Below are 14,708 nucleotides of genomic sequence, written 5' to 3'. Positions count from 1 at the left end.
TAAAAACGGTCGCTGCGCACAGGCGCTCGCGGGGTTCATTGCAGAGCGGTGACTTCCACGACTGGTATCAGCTGCACAGCGGCGGGTGCCGGCTTGCCGCGCTTCTTACGCTTGTTAATCAGCGGCGGGCATTTGTTCTCGTTCTGGTAAGTCATCTGGCAATCGAGGCAGTAGTGGCACTCGTTGGCATTGATCCGGCCATCGGGATGGATCGCCTGGATCTCACATTCCTTGGCGCACAGTTGGCAAGGCGTGCCGCAGTCCTTGCGGCGTTTGAGCCAGTCGAACAGGCGCAATTTGCTCGGAATCGCCAGCGCCGCGCCCAAGGGGCAGATGTAGCGGCAATAGACTTTGCGCGTGAAGAGATTGATGACCAGCAGCGCCACCGCGTAGAGCACGAACCACCACTGGCGGTCGAACCTGAGGGTGATGGCGGTCTTGAACGGTTCCACCTCAGCGAACAGTTCGGCGGTGGACATCGACTCCAGGGAGAGGCCGAACAGCAGCAGCAAAATAATGTATTTGATCGCCCACAAGCGCTCATGCACCGCGAACGGCAATTCGTATTGAGGGATTTTCAGCTTGCGTGCGGCCTCGTTGATCAACTCTTGCAAGGCGCCAAACGGGCACAGCCAACCGCAGAACACGCCGCGGCCCCACAACAGAATGCTCGCTGCGGTGAAGACCCAGAGCATGAAGATCAGCGGATCGGTGAGAAACAGCTCCCAGCGAAAATGATCGAACAGCGCATGGACAAAGGTCAGGACATTGACCACCGACAACTGCCCCAGCGCATACCAGCCGAGAAACACCACGGTAAAGACCAGGTAACCCCGGCGCAGCCAGTGCAGAAAATGCGGCCGACGGGTGAACTTGTCTTGCAGGAACAGGATGGCCGTCAGCAGCAGCAACGCGGTCCCGAGCACGGCGATCTGGAAGTGTTTCTGGTACCAGATGGTCAACCACATTGGCCGACCGGCTTCCTCGAGGGCGGCCCGTTCTTCGGCGCTGGGCAGTGGCCGTTCAAGGTACGGCTCGGGCAGTTGATAAGGCAGTTCGAAGCTGCTGAACGTGCCACTGACCGGGCCGGTCTGACGACGCACTAGCAATTCCAGGGACCAGGGCGATCCCGGATCGAACTTCGCCGGTTCGCGCACAATGAAAATCGACATCTCAGTGAACTCGGGCATGCCTTTGGCAAACACATCCGAGAGCCGCTGGTGGTCCATGTCGCGAAAACTGATGACGTTGCCGAACTGACGCAGTTGCACCCGATCGAAAATACCGCCGCGCACATACCCCGAGCCTTTATAGGAAAACAGCCCACGACCCAGCACCGCGATGGCCTGCTCGCCAGGTTTGAGGTCTTGCATGAGAAAGCGATACTGATTGTCGCCCAGCAGCGCGCGGCCGATGGTCGGCGGATTCAAGTCGGCGGTGTACAGCTCGATAAAGGTCTCATCAACCTGATCGGCGCTGGCGTTGTCGACGCCTTCGGCTTCGGTGCCCTTGAAGGCGGTGTCGACCTGGCCACGGGTCAGGTTCAAGCGGCGGATGGCGCCGTTGCCGGTCAGTTGTTCCCAGGTGGCAGGCTCGAAAAAGTCCTGGCGCACGGTGGCGGGTTTGCGCGCCGCACCGCCCGTGTCCGCGATCAACTTAAGTGACACGGCCACTTCGTGGGCGGCGCGCATGATGACCTCGTTGACCACCATCGCCGTGACGGTGGCCCCTGCAATCGCATCGACGGTGACCGCATTCGGATCGCTGGAATGGCCGACGACGACCCGCTGACTGACCTTGATGCCTTTGTATTTGGCGCTGAAGCCGTGAAGTTTTGCCTCAGGGATGCCAATCAGCAAAATCGGCTCGTGGTGCTCCAGCACATAGGCATCCTGAATCATGCCGGCGGTGTCGAGGATCACTTGGGTGTTGATCGGTTTGCCCGAGTAGGCCGGAATATCCACCACGTCCAGGCTCTGGAAAACATAGCCGAGCACCTTGCCGGCGGCGGACAGCGTGCGCACCTTGAACGGGCCTTCGGGGGCGGAAACCGAGTCGGTCTGAGGGAAGGTTTTCTCGATGCGCTGCTGCTCGATGTCGCCGTATTGCTTGGCCTGAACTCCGTCGAAGGTGGCGAGCATCAGTATCAGCAGGACCACCAGCCCGACGCCCCAGGCGCGCAGGTTGCCGTGTATCGAAGGCTGATGGATTGTCATGGGCTCGCTGATTTCAAAAGGGCTTGCGGTCATGTTAGGGAGCGTTGCGCCCCCTGCCCTTGATTGAAATCAACATAAGTCGTTATAGGACACACCCAATGTCTCAGACGGTGCGTGAAAACTGCCCTTTTTGTTCACCACCCAGATAGGCGTCAAACGCCATCGCGGCACTGCGCATCATCAAATGCCCTTGCGGCAACAGCACCAATTCGTCGTGATGAATCTGCAGCAATCCATCGCGCACATGCTCGTCCAGCTGCGCCAGCGCCTCAGCAAAATACTCGGCAAAGCGAATGCCATGACGCGCTTCATACTTGTCGAACGCGATACGGCCATGGCACATCAGGTCGCTGATCACCTCTCGGCGCAGCAAGTCGTCGGCGTTCAAGCGGTAACCCCGATGCACCGGCAACAACCCTTGATCGATACGGGCGTAGTACTGCGAAAGCTCCTTGACGCTTTGGCTGTAGCTGTCACCGACCTTGCCGATCGACGACACGCCAAGGCCGATCAAATCGCAGTCGGCATGGGTGGAATAGCCCTGAAAGTTACGCTGCAGGGTGCCATTGGCCCGGGCCAGCGCCAGCTCGTCATCCGGCAAGGCGAAATGATCCATGCCGATATAGACGTAACCGGCCTCGGTCAGACGGCGGATAGTCAGCTCGAGCAGTTCTAGTTTGCGCTCCGGTGGCGGCATATCGGCGGGGCGAATCAGTCGTTGTGCACGGACCATCTCCGGCAAATGCGCGTAGCTGTAGGCGGCAATCCGGTCCGGACGCAGCGCGATGATCTTGCTGAGGGTGACGTCGAAACTGTTCACGGTTTGCAGTGGCAGGCCATAGATAAGGTCGACGCTAATCGACTTGAATTGCGCCTCGCGCGCCGCAGCCACCAGCGCATAAATCTGCTCTTCACTTTGCTGGCGATTGACCGCTGCCTGCACGTCGGGGTCGAAATCCTGCACGCCGAAGCTCAGGCGATTGAACCCAAGCTGGCGCAACGACTGGATCTGCTCGGTACTGATGGTGCGCGGGTCGACCTCGATGGAAAACTCATGGTCATCGCTGTCATCCATGTTGAACGCCTGGTGCAGGCAGTCCATCAGGTCCGCCAGTTGCTCACTGGTCAAATAGGTCGGTGTGCCGCCACCCAGGTGCAGCTGTGTGAGTTTGCGCGTGCCGTCGAACAAGGCTGCCTGCATCGCGATTTCACGCTTGAGGTACTTCAGGTACTCGACGGCGCGATGGGTTTTCTGGGTAATGATTTTGTTGCAGGCGCAGTAGTAACAAAGGCTCTTGCAGAACGGAATGTGGATGTACACCGACAACGGTTTTGGCGCAGGCACCTGATTGCTGTCGCGGGCGGCACGCTGATAGTCGTCAACGGCAAACGCCTGATGAAATTGCGGCGCCGTGGGATAAGAGGTATAGCGCGGCCCGGGGCGGTCATACTTTTCGACCAGGGCGCGATTGAAATCGAATGAAGGTTTCATGATCAATCAACTCGCAGGTGGGTTAATGCTTTGCATCGCCCAAATCCTTTTCAAACAGGCTGCAGATGGCATCCACTTCCGACCGACCGGCGGGAAGAATGCTGATGAAACGGTCTGACAACTCAATCAATCCATCACGGCTCAATTGCTCCAGCAACGGCCAGACAGCGCAGAAATACTTAGAAAAAACCAGCCCATAGCGCCTCTCGATGGCGCGGATATCCAACTCCTGATCACAGGCCAGACGCTCCATGACCATGTGCCTGATCTGATCCCCCGCCTCGATGCGCCAGCCGCGACACGTCGGCAATTGCCTCATGTCCAGCTGCTGCTGATAACGTTCAAGCTCGTCGGTGTTTTGCGTGTACAAATCGTCGATCTGACTGATGGCACCCAAACCGAATCCGACGTGATCGCAATAGCCGTGACGGGAAAAACCATCACAGGTACGGCGTAACCGGCCTCGCTCCTGGGCGACCGCCAGATCATCATCAGGCCGGACAAACTGCCCCAGACCGATGTAGTGATAACCCGCGCACATCAATTGCTCAAAGCAGATCTGGCGCATCGCGCCTTTATCGTCCTGGCTGCACAGTTCTCTGACGTTGTCACCGAGCACCGGCCGATAGCGCCGTGGTGGCCGGGCATAATCGAACACCATCAGCCGATCCGGCTCCAGTTCGATAATGGTCGCCAGTTTCAGCGCAAAACTGTCTGGCGTCTGCCAGGCATGGCCAAAACCCAGATCGACGTTGATTGATCGAAAACCAAAGGTGCGAGCGGCATCCATGAGCGAGTGGATCGGCGCCGGGTTCTGGTAGCAGGCCACCGACCTGTCACAGTCGGCCTCGATGTCGGGAACGCCAATGCTCACATGATTGAAACCCTGGTCGCGCAGCAACCCCATGGTCGACCAGTCGGTAGGGTGAAGGTCCACCTCGACGCTGTAGTCGCCGCATTCATGTTCGAGAAAGTTGAACCGGCCACGCAGATGATTCATCAGCCGCTCCAGATGGGCAGCCGTGGGTGTTCCGCCCCCCAAATGAAACTGCTCGACCCGTTGCTCCGCACCCAGGTGACAACCGACGAGGTCGATTTCACGCTCCAGGCGCTGAAGGTACTGCTCGATGCCGCTGTGCTCGCCGGCGATATCGCGCGGGGCACAGGAAGACGGCATGAGGCTGGAAGGCAGCTGCACGTTCAGGGACAGCGGACGGCACTTCTGGCGGCTGACGCGCACCGCACGAAGCAGATCCAGAGAGCCAATACCGTCATGAAATTTTTGCGTGTCGGCATGACAGTTGGGGTCAAGCACGCCTTGATCGCACCGAGCGATCAATTCGCCTGGGTTGTGAAATAAATCGAGCATGACGGACTCCGAGACTGGCTGCGGATTTTCAGTCTCCGGGTTTAACCATCAATGCTCCTTGATTTACATCAAGCGCAAGCGAAGTGTCTGCACAACGGACCACCGGTCAGACCCGATTACCACGTCAGGTAAAACATTCCCTTGGCCAGCAGCACGATAACGACCATGTGGCAAAACAGGCTGCCATGGATGAAGTGCAGGTATCGTGGGCTCATTCGGCCGCTTTTGAACAAAAACATGGCGCCCAGGAAATGCAGCAGCACACTCACGGCCACCGCGATTTTCATCGCCAGCAATGTGCCAAACGATGAGGCCAATGGTGAGGCAAGGGCTGGCAAGTAACGCAACCAGACCATGCCCAGTCCCGCACCGAACAACACCAGCAGCACCCACGGCATCAGCGAACGGGCCCGGCGACCGATACCCTGCTCCACCAGCAGCATCACCCTGGCGGGTAACTGTTTGCGGATGCTTTCCAGGAACAGCACTTCGAAGAACACCGTGCCGATGAAGATCAGCGCGGCAAACAGATGCAAGGTCAGAATCAGCGGATAGATCATGGAGTTTTCGCCTTGAGTCAAGGCAACCCGCGCTACGGCGAACATGGGGGTGAGCGCACTGGCTGTCGGTCTCTGGAGACTACAGAGCCCGCCTGGCCATGCGGTTGACACCGATCAAGAAAGCCGCAAAACCCCCAAGTTTGGTGTTTCCAGGCACACACATGGGTAGCGAGGGGGCGGTGGATCAAGAGCCGACCTGTGTTTTGTTGATCGTGTGTATATCCGTTTCTGCGGTCACGGCGGCTTAGGGTTCCGCCCTTACGGCGGGTCACTTGGAAGAGCCCCAAGTAACCAAGGGCTCTTGCCCCTTTCGTTCGGTGCCTCGCCTGGGCTCGGCATGCCCTCGCTCCGGTCCTGCTCCGTGGGCCCGCCGCCATCGGCCATCCATGGCCGGGGGCGGCTAACCCGGCATCCATGCCGGGTTGCCCACTGCGCAGAACCTCCACTCGGCCTCTCGAGGGGGCGGTGCATCAAGATCAAAAGCTGCTGGCGAGCTAACGCTCGACCTGCTGAGTGGTGAGAAGCAAAAGCTGTACGCCGATCTACTTTATGTGAGCGGGCTTGCTCGCGAAGCTGTTGATCTTGCCGTTGCTTTGCTTTGGCTTCAGATCTGCCGCCCCTTTCCCAGAGGCCGAACGCAGGCGTTGCGCAGGGGGCACCGCGGCAAGGATGCCGCGGTAGCCGCCCCCGGCCATGGATGGCCGATGGCGGCGGGCCCCCGGAGCAATGCCGGAGTGAGGGCATGCCGAGCCTAAGCGAGGCACCGAATGGCGGGGCAAAAGCCCTTGGTTACTTGGGGCTGTTCCAAGTGACTCGCTGTAAAAGCGAAACCGCCAGCAGCCGTGACCGAAGAACCGGATATGTACCCCAACCTTAGGTGAACAGCATTACCACTCACCGAGGCGCCGACCCGTTCAGTGCCCGCGAATGTAATGCTCCAGTTGCCGAATCAAATCGGCCTGTTCGACGATGGCTTCTTTGACCAGATCACCAATCGATAACAGGCCAATCAGTTCGCCGCCCTCCACCACCGGCAGGTGGCGCAGATGACTGTCGGTCATGACCGCCATGCAACGCTCGATACTCTGCTGACTGTCCGCTGTCACCACGGGCGCGCTCATGATGTCGCGCACCGGCGTACCGACCGAGGAACGCCCCTGCAGAACGACCTTGCGCGCATAGTCGCGCTCGCTGATCACGCCGACCACCTGCCCGTCCTCGATCACCGGAAGCGCGCCCACGTTCTTTTCGGCCATTATCCTCAGGGCTTCAAGCACCATTTCATCGGGCGCGATGCTATGCACCTGGCGGTTTTGCACGACCTTGAGTTTCAGCAATTGTGCGGCTGTTTTCATCAGTGCCTCCGATACTGTTGCGCGATTCTGTTGATCACCTTCAAGCCACCCCGACTTGCACCACGCCAGCGTTCAAGCGCACAGGCCAGACACGCAGACGCTGTTGCGGGTACTCCAGACAGCTACCGTCCTCAAGACGGAAATGCTGTTTGTAAATCGGCGATGCAACGACCAGATCACCCTTGATGCTGCCGACCAAACCGCGACCGATGACATTCGCCCCGGATTGCGGGTCATGGTTATCGATGGCGTAGAGGGTCCGACCCTCGGCACCCGGCAGGTAGAACAGCGCCACTTGCGCGCCGTCAAGCCAGACGACCACGCCGGAATTACTGACCAGATCCTGTTGTTCACACACCGATTGCCAGGCATCGGTGTTTTCCAGGGAATCGATGCGTTGGGTATTGGACTGGCTCATCAGGCAATCTCCTCGGTGACAGGGATAAGGTTGAGTTCGGCGGCCATGATCGGGCGCCGCTGACCGCGTTCCTGGACAAAGTGGATGTCCGGGTCCGGGCGTTTATCGTTGACGAAGGTACGGAAGCGCTTGAGTTTTTCCGGGTCTTTGAGGGCGTTGGCCCACTCGCATTCATAGCGGTTGACCACCCACTGCATCTGCGACTCGAGCTCTTCACCCAGCCCAAGGCTGTCGTTGATGATCACCTCTTTAAGGTAATCGAGGCCGCCTTCCAGGCTTTCGCGCCACACCGAGGTGCGCTGCAATTTGTCGGCGGTGCGGATGTAGAACATCAGGAAGCGGTCGATGTAGCGGATCAGGGTTTCATCGTCGAGGTCGGTAGCGAACAGCTCGGCATGGCGCGGTCGCATGCCGCCGTTGCCGGCGATGTAGAGGTTCCAGCCCTTCTCGGTGGCGATCACGCCCACGTCTTTGCTCTGGGCCTCGGCGCATTCCCGGGTGCAACCGGACACTGCGAACTTGAGCTTGTGCGGTGAGCGCAGGCCCTTGTAGCGGTCCTCGATGGCCAGGGCCATTTGCACGCTGTCCTGCACGCCATAACGGCACCAGGTGCTGCCGACACAGGACTTCACCGTCCGGGTGGATTTACCGTAGGCGTGCCCGGTTTCAAAACCGGCTTCGATCAGCTCGGCCCAGATGTCCGGCAGTTCATGCAACTGCGCGCCAAACAGGTCGATACGCTGGCCGCCGGTGATTTTGGTGTAGAGGTCGTATTTCTTCGCCACCACACCGATCGCGATCAGTTTGTCGGCGGTGATCTCACCACCGGGGATGCGCGGCACCACCGAATAGGTGCCGTTTTTCTGCATGTTGGCCATGAAGGTGTCGTTGGTGTCCTGCAGCGGCACCAGCGAGGCGTCCATGATCGGCTGATTCCAGCACGACGCGAGGATTGAGCCCACCGCCGGTTTGCAGACGTCGCAACCGGTGTGGCCGCGGCCATGCTTGGCCAGCAGTTCTTCGAAGGTGATCACCCCTTCTACCCGCACCAGCGCATAGAGTTCCTGACGGGTATAGGCAAAGTGTTCGCACAAGCTTTTGTCGACGCTGACGCCACGGGCAATCAACTCATGCTCGAAGACTTGCTTGAGCAGCCCGGCACAACCACCGCAACCGGTGCAGGCTTTGGTCTGCGATTTGAGCAGGCCGAGGTCAGTGCAACCACCGTCAATGGCCGAGCAAATGGAACCCTTGGTGACGTTGTGGCACGAGCACACCGTTGCCGATTCGGGCAAGGCGCCCGGGCCCAGGGTCGGCGCGCCTTCGGACGACGGCAGAATCAGGCTGGCGGGTTCCGCCGGCAGCGCAATCGCGTTCTGCATGTATTGCAGCAGCGTGTCGTAATAGCTGTTGTCACCCACCAGCACCGCGCCTAGTACGTGTTTGCCCGTCGCATCCACCACCAAGCGTCGATAACTGGCCGTGGTTTCGTCCATGAACTGATAACTGCGCGCGCCCGGCGTGCTGCCGTGCGCGTCGCCGATGGAACCGACATCGACGCCCAGCAGCTTGAGCTTGGTCGACATGTCCGCACCCATGAACGGCTCGGCAGCTTCGTTGCACAACAGTGCCGCGACGCCGCGCGCCATCTGATAACCCGGGGCGACCAGGCCAAAAATGCTGCCATTCCAGGCGGCACACTCGCCGATGGCGTAGATGTTCGGATCGCTGCTCAGGCATTGGTCGTCAATCACGACGCCGCCGCGCGGGCCGACTTCCAGCGAGCATTGACGGGCCAGCGCATCTTGCGCACGGATACCGGCGGAGAACACGATCAGGTCGGTTTCAAGGAACTCGTCATTGGCGAAGTTCATCCGGTAGCGGTAGTCCTCGCCTGCGCTGATCGATTGCGTTCCGCGCGACAGGTGTACACCAACGCCGAGCCGTTCGATCTGCGCCTTGAGCGCCAGGCCACCGTACTCGTCCAGCTGCACCGGCATCAGGCGCGGGGCGAACTCCACCACATGAGCTTCCAGCCCCAGAGTTTTCAGGGCATTGGCCGCTTCCAGGCCCAGCAAGCCGCCGCCGACCACCACACCGCGTCGGGCGTTGGTCGCCGCGGCACGGATGGCGTCGAGGTCTTCAAGGGTGCGATACACCAGCCGCGAATCGCCCTCGGCGCCTTCGATCGGCGGCACAAATGGATAGGACCCGGTGGCCAGCACCAATTTGTCGTAGGTGACGCAGCCTTGCGCGGTGATCACCTGGCGACGGACGCGGTCGATTTCCAATACCGGCACCCCCAGATGCAGGGTGACGCCCGGGGTCTGGTACAGCGAGGCTTCACCGAGGGCCAGCGACTCGGCATCACGGCCGGAAAAATATTCGGAAAGGTGCACACGGTCGTAGGCACGCATCGGTTCCTCGCTGAAGACGTGCAGGCGATAGTGATCGAGGGCACCGCGTTCGATCAGCTGTTCGACGCAATGATGTCCGACCATGCCATTGCCGATCACGATCAGCGTTTGCAGCTTGTTCAAAGAGGCAACATTGGAATTCATAAGAGACACCCGTCTATAGCTGTTCAAAAAGCAAAAAAAACGCCTGAAACCTTGCGGTTCCAGGCGTCTTTGCCTGTTCATTTACGGTGCTAAGTCAGGCATCTATGCCGGATCCACCGATGTTGCCCACGACCTGTTCGGCCAATCGATCGTCGTTGACCGAGGGGGCTGCCCACTCGACTGCATTCACAGCGGGCCTGAACAGTGTCTTGCAGACTTTGTGCCAGTCGGCGATTGGCAGTACTTGCGCAGGTAAACATGGACCACGGCGGCCCATTACAGTCCGATATTTGCCTTCGCATAGTGCAGCGCAGTGTCCCGCGGCCTTATAAAAGTGCACGAAGGCTATCCCGATCCGGATCAGAATTTACCACCCAGCGGATATTCGATCTCTAGGCGAATCTGATTGGCGTCCAGCTCCGCTTGCGCCGCATTCCCACGATGAACCGCATGGCGCAGGCGCCACGGGTCACGTAATCGAAGGGCGTGTCGCCATCGACCTTTTGATACTCCAGGCCGAAGCTATGGGCACCTGCTCACTGAAACTGATTTTCATGGCTGCTCTCCAAGAATCACTGCGACAATCCGCTCGCGGTGCCAGGCAGGCAGCCCGAGAAAGCTTTCGCTGGCACGGGCGCGCTTGAAGTAGAGGTGCGGTTCGTATTCCCAAGTGAAACCGACGCTGCCGTGCAACTGGATCGACTCGGACGTGCAATGGAAATAGGTTTCAGAGCAATGCGCCTTGGCCAGCGCCGCCGCTAGTGGCAGCTCGGCGGCCACCTGCGGTTCGCCCGCCGTACGCTTCGGGAATATGAATCGCCGGCCAGTACATTTCGCGGCACAAGCGCTGCCAGAGTGCCTCGTCAAAACCTCGCTCGCTGATCATCGCCGCTCGCACGGCGGTAGAATCCGAGACATCGGCGAGAAAGCCCTCGGCCGATGCGCGGATCATTTCCTGTTCGTCGCTGAACGCAAACTCCATCGCGGCGCCTTCTGCTCGTTAGCGAGGCTTGCCCGCGAAAGCGTTGGCTCAGGCAAAATCAATGTTGCCTGGCCCACCGCAATCGCGGGCAAGCCACGCTTCTTCAGGGTTTGTGCCGTTAATAGGCATCTACGGCAACTGGCCGGCTCAGCGGATACAACTGCTCATCGAACTGCGACAGCCTCGGAAATTCCAACGGTTGCTCGTCCGCCAGGTGTTGCAGACGCTGGTCATAGTCAACCAGGAATCGTTGCCGCGCCTCGTCGCTGATGTACGGCACATGCCAGGCGACGAAAGGTTCGAGCACCTCGAACCCAACATAGGCCAGGGTACCGCGCAGGATCGGCCGCAGCATGTCCTGCAACGGGCCATGAATCGCGTCTTCACCGAACATGTGCTCACGGCCGCCCAGAGTCACCGTCACCAACGCCTTCTTGCCGCTCAGGCCGCCCTGATCGTAGAAGCGCTTGCCGCCGTAGCAGATGCCCGACACCAGCACCCGGTCGATCCAGCCCTTGAGCATGGCCGGGGCGGAGAACCAGAAGATCGGGAAGTTGAGAATCAACAGGTCGGCCCACACCAGTTTGTCCAGTTCCGCCTGGATATCGGCTGCCAGCGACTGGCTTTTCACGCCCAGGCGTTGCTCCAGCGCATAGACCAGGTACTCGGAGTTCTCCCGCGAGGAAAAGTCATCGGCGCTGGCCACTGGGTTCCAGTTCATTTTGTACAGGTCACTGACCTGCACCTCATGGCCCTGGGCTTCAAGGGTGGCCACCGCCTGGTCACGCAGGGCAGCGGTGAAGGATTTAGGCTCGGGATGAGCGTGGACGATCAGTACTTTCATGGTGATTCCTTAGACTTTTTCCAGCGTAGGGTTTGAATTCGGGGCGGCGCGGCTGGCCAGCAAGCGGTCGAGCCAGTTGGGGTCCATTTGCGGTGCCGAGGAAACAACAGTCCGGAGTAGTACGGTGATCCGGCAGCCGTCGCGGGCGTAGTCCATGGCCGACAGGCCAAGATCGACTTGCCCGCCCCCGACTCGCCGGTGGCGCTACCGCGTTCGGCAGCACACCCGTTCAAAACCACGCAAGGCCCGGTGCAAAAAACGTTTGAATCCCCAACGGTCACACCTGGATCGCCTTCACTTCGACGAATTCGTTGAGCCCCTCTTCCCCCCATTCACGTCCATTGCCGGATTGTTTGTAGCCCCCGAACGGCGCCTGATAGTTGAACGCCGCACCATTAAGAAAACACTGGCCCGCCCGCAATTGCCGCCCCAGTTGCAAGGCACGCTCGGTGCTGCCGGCCCAGACGCCGCTGGACAGGCCGAACGGCGAGTCGTTGGCGATCTGGATCGCCTGCGCCTCATCGGTATAGGGGATCAGGCACAGCACCGGGCCGAAGATCTCTTCCTGGGCGATGCGCATGCTGTTGTCGACGTCGGCGAACAGTGTCGGGCTGACGTAATAGCCACGCTCAAACGCCTGCGTCGTATCGCCCCCGCACAACAGACGCGCGCCTTCCTCCTGACCGACCTTGATGTAATCGAGCACGGTGCGCCGTTGCCCCGCCGAACACATCGGGCCAAGGAAACTCTGCGGATCGAGCGGATCGCCCATGCGCAGGCTCAGGGTTTCCTCCAACGCAATTTCAACCGCTTCGGCATAACGACTGGCGGGCAGCAGCATGCGGGTCAACGCGGTGCAGGTTTGCCCTGAGTTGATCATCACGTCCTGCACGCCGTAGCGCACGGCGGCGTCCAGATCCGCATCCTCGGCGATCAGCAGCGCCGACTTGCCACCGAGTTCCAGGCATACCCGTTTCACCGAAGGCGCCGCCGCTTGCGCAACGCGCACACCCGCGCCGGTGGAACCGGTGAACGACACCATGTCCACGTCTGGGTGTTTGGCCAGCGCTTCGCCGACCTTCGCGCCTGGCCCGCTGACCAAGTTGAATACACCGGCGGGCAAGCCGATATCCTCGATCATCTGCGCCAGCAAGAACGCATGCAGCGGGGTTTCCTGACTTGGCTTCACCACCACCGTGCAACCGGCGGCCAGTGCCGGGCCGAGCTTGCCGATCAGCTGGTGCAGCGGATAGTTCCATGGGTTGATGAACGCGCAGACCCCTACCGCTTCGCGGATCACCAGCGAGTTGCCGACCTCGCGCACTTCGTCCATCAAACCGGCGAGTTCGACGTACTGCTCCAGGCCGATGATCGGCCCGTCCACTTGTACCGAACGGCTCCATTGCACCGGCATGCCCAGTTCGGTGGTGATCACCGCCGCCATTTCGTCGGCACGGGTTTGCAGTTGTTCGGCAAGAGCACGGATGTACCCGGCGCGCACGTTCGACGGCATCCGTGACCAAGGTCCGAAGGCCTTGCGCGCCGCCGCCACGGCGAGGTCGACATCGCGTTCATCACCGAGCGGCACGCTGCCGGCGACTTCCTCGGTGGCCGGGTTGATCACCTCGGCGACGCCTTGCCCGGACGGGGTTTGCCAGCGTCCGTCAATGAACAGTGATTGGTGATTAAGCATGGACCTGAACCTCCATCAATTCGTGAGCACAACGGGCGATGCGCTGGCAGGCATCACGCAATGGCGCGGCCCCCACCACCAACCCGATTCGGATGTGACCGGCAGCGCTCGGACCGAAGGCTTCGCCGGCCAGGACCGAGACGCCATGGCGATCGAGCAAACGATCAGCGAACGCTTGGGCGCTAAGCCCGGTTTCGCGGATATCGACCATTACGAACATCCCGCCGTCGGGTTTCAAGGCGCGCACGCCGGGGCAATCGCCCAGGCTTTCGCAGACCAGATCGCGGCGTTGGCGATAGGCTTCGCGCATGGCGTCCAGTTCCGGCAGCTGGCTTTCCAGCGCCACGACGGCGGCGTCCTGGATGAAATCGGGCGAGCCGTAGAGCATGCACAGCGCCAGGTTTTCCAGATGCGCGGACAACGAGGATGGCGCCACCACCCAGCCGACGCGCCAGCCGGTCATGGCGTGGGATTTCGACAGGCTGTTGAGCGTCGCGGTGCGTTCGGCCATGCCCGGCAAACTCGCCGGGCTGACGTGTTCGCCTTCAAACAGCAGCTCGCTGTAAACCTCATCGGAAATCAGCCACAGGTCGTGGGCGATGCACAATTCGGCCAGGGCCTGCCAGGTGCTGCGCGACAGGCTCGCCCCCGATGGGTTGTGCGGGCTGTTCAGCGCCAGCGCACGGGTGCGCGGGGTGATGCGCGTGGCAACGTCTTCGGGCAGCACGCGAAAACCGTTTTCCGAACGCACCGGCACTGGCACCACCACCGCGCCGCACGCACCGAACACCGCTTCGTAGGTGACGTACATCGGCTCGGCGACGATCACCTCATCGCCCGGATTGAGCACGCACTGGGCCACGCTAAACAGTGCGCACTGCGCGCCGGCCAGCACCGTGACCTCGTCCGCCGTCACTCGTTGCCCACTGCGTTGCCTGTGGCGTTTGGCGATGGCTTCACGCAAGGCGCGCTTGCCGCGCACCTCGGCGTAGTGAGTATTGCCGGACAACAAACTGTCGATGGCACCCTGCACGATGGGCAGCGGCGTATCGAAGTCCGGGTCGCCCACCGACAGCAGCAAGATGTCTTCACCCTGCTCGCGCATTGCCAATGCGCGGTAATGAATATCCCAGGCGGCAGCGCCGTCACCGGCGATACGTTGAGTCAGATCGGAAAAGCGCATGGTCCTGTTTCCTCAAAAGAAGTCCCTTAAAAGAA

General features: G+C 60.4%; 12 protein-coding genes. All 12 read right to left on the bottom strand.

Annotated elements, in window-relative coordinates; translation table 11 throughout:
- Nucleotides 1–35: 35 nt before the first annotated feature.
- Entirely contained in the window at nt 36–2,216 is a 2,181-nt protein-coding gene (gene nosR / locus ACYZTR_RS12840) for a transcriptional regulator NosR (protein WP_461979294.1), read from the bottom strand.
- Between the two features lie 103 nt (nt 2,217–2,319).
- Entirely contained in the window at nt 2,320–3,708 is a 1,389-nt protein-coding gene (gene hemN / locus ACYZTR_RS12835; protein WP_461979292.1) for an oxygen-independent coproporphyrinogen III oxidase, read from the bottom strand.
- Nucleotides 3,709–3,730: 22 nt separating this feature from the next.
- Complete coding sequence (locus ACYZTR_RS12830) at nt 3,731–5,077, bottom strand: oxygen-independent coproporphyrinogen III oxidase (protein WP_461979290.1); 1,347 nt, start codon at nt 5,075–5,077, stop codon at nt 3,731–3,733.
- A 116-nt stretch (nt 5,078–5,193) separates the two neighbouring features.
- Nucleotides 5,194–5,637 carry a CopD family copper resistance protein gene (locus ACYZTR_RS12825; RefSeq protein ID WP_461979702.1) on the bottom strand — a complete coding sequence of 148 codons (444 nt, stop codon included), beginning with the start codon at nt 5,635–5,637 and terminating at the stop codon, nt 5,194–5,196.
- 914 nt (nt 5,638–6,551) lie between these two features.
- Entirely contained in the window at nt 6,552–6,992 is a 441-nt protein-coding gene (locus ACYZTR_RS12820; protein ID WP_461979288.1) for a CBS domain-containing protein, read from the bottom strand.
- Between the two features lie 40 nt (nt 6,993–7,032).
- Nucleotides 7,033–7,410 carry a nitrite reductase small subunit NirD gene (gene nirD, locus ACYZTR_RS12815; RefSeq protein ID WP_461979285.1) on the bottom strand — a complete coding sequence of 126 codons (378 nt, stop codon included), beginning with the start codon at nt 7,408–7,410 and terminating at the stop codon, nt 7,033–7,035.
- A complete protein-coding gene (gene nirB / locus ACYZTR_RS12810; protein WP_461979283.1) occupies nt 7,410–9,971 on the bottom strand; it encodes a nitrite reductase large subunit NirB in 2,562 nt (853 codons plus the stop codon). The genes nirD and nirB overlap by 1 nt, the downstream gene beginning before the upstream one ends.
- Before the next feature lie 552 nt (nt 9,972–10,523).
- On the bottom strand, nt 10,524–10,751 hold the full coding sequence (locus tag ACYZTR_RS12805) for an acyl-CoA dehydrogenase family protein (protein ID WP_461979281.1): 228 nt from the start codon (nt 10,749–10,751) through the stop codon (nt 10,524–10,526).
- Nucleotides 10,699–10,923: a hypothetical protein gene (locus ACYZTR_RS12800; protein ID WP_461979700.1), complete on the bottom strand. Its 225-nt coding sequence runs from the start codon at nt 10,921–10,923 to the stop codon at nt 10,699–10,701. Before ACYZTR_RS12800 ends, ACYZTR_RS12805 begins: the two co-directional genes overlap by 53 nt.
- A gap of 148 nt (nt 10,924–11,071) precedes the next feature.
- Complete coding sequence (locus tag ACYZTR_RS12795; RefSeq protein WP_461979279.1) at nt 11,072–11,797, bottom strand: NAD(P)H-dependent oxidoreductase; 726 nt, start codon at nt 11,795–11,797, stop codon at nt 11,072–11,074.
- 277 nt (nt 11,798–12,074) lie between these two features.
- On the bottom strand, nt 12,075–13,490 hold the full coding sequence (locus ACYZTR_RS12790) for an aldehyde dehydrogenase family protein (protein WP_461979277.1): 1,416 nt from the start codon (nt 13,488–13,490) through the stop codon (nt 12,075–12,077).
- On the bottom strand, nt 13,483–14,673 hold the full coding sequence (locus ACYZTR_RS12785) for a pyridoxal phosphate-dependent aminotransferase (RefSeq protein ID WP_461979275.1): 1,191 nt from the start codon (nt 14,671–14,673) through the stop codon (nt 13,483–13,485). Before ACYZTR_RS12785 ends, ACYZTR_RS12790 begins: the two co-directional genes overlap by 8 nt.
- Nucleotides 14,674–14,708 lie beyond the last annotated feature (35 nt).

It is taken from the genome of Pseudomonas sp. Hz4 (genome assembly GCF_054898165.1).
Note: the sequence above shows the minus strand (reverse complement) of the source record. Positions and strands in the feature narration are given on the sequence as shown.

What these genes read in the sequence shown, in the direction of transcription:
- ACYZTR_RS12820 (WP_461979288.1), bottom strand. Translation starts at nt 6,992, where the DNA reads ATGAAAACAGCCGCACAATTGCTGAAACTCAAGGTCGTGCAAAACCGC.
- nosR (WP_461979294.1), bottom strand. Translation starts at nt 2,216, where the DNA reads ATGACAATCCATCAGCCTTCGATACACGGCAACCTGCGCGCCTGGGGC.
- nirD (WP_461979285.1), bottom strand. Translation starts at nt 7,410, where the DNA reads ATGAGCCAGTCCAATACCCAACGCATCGATTCCCTGGAAAACACCGAT.
- ACYZTR_RS12830 (WP_461979290.1), bottom strand. Translation starts at nt 5,077, where the DNA reads ATGCTCGATTTATTTCACAACCCAGGCGAATTGATCGCTCGGTGCGAT.
- ACYZTR_RS12825 (WP_461979702.1), bottom strand. Translation starts at nt 5,637, where the DNA reads ATGATCTATCCGCTGATTCTGACCTTGCATCTGTTTGCCGCGCTGATC.
- hemN (WP_461979292.1), bottom strand. Translation starts at nt 3,708, where the DNA reads ATGAAACCTTCATTCGATTTCAATCGCGCCCTGGTCGAAAAGTATGAC.
- ACYZTR_RS12785 (WP_461979275.1), bottom strand. Translation starts at nt 14,673, where the DNA reads ATGCGCTTTTCCGATCTGACTCAACGTATCGCCGGTGACGGCGCTGCC.
- nirB (WP_461979283.1), bottom strand. Translation starts at nt 9,971, where the DNA reads ATGAATTCCAATGTTGCCTCTTTGAACAAGCTGCAAACGCTGATCGTG.
- ACYZTR_RS12790 (WP_461979277.1), bottom strand. Translation starts at nt 13,490, where the DNA reads ATGCTTAATCACCAATCACTGTTCATTGACGGACGCTGGCAAACCCCG.
- ACYZTR_RS12800 (WP_461979700.1), bottom strand. Translation starts at nt 10,923, where the DNA reads ATGATCCGCGCATCGGCCGAGGGCTTTCTCGCCGATGTCTCGGATTCT.
- ACYZTR_RS12795 (WP_461979279.1), bottom strand. Translation starts at nt 11,797, where the DNA reads ATGAAAGTACTGATCGTCCACGCTCATCCCGAGCCTAAATCCTTCACC.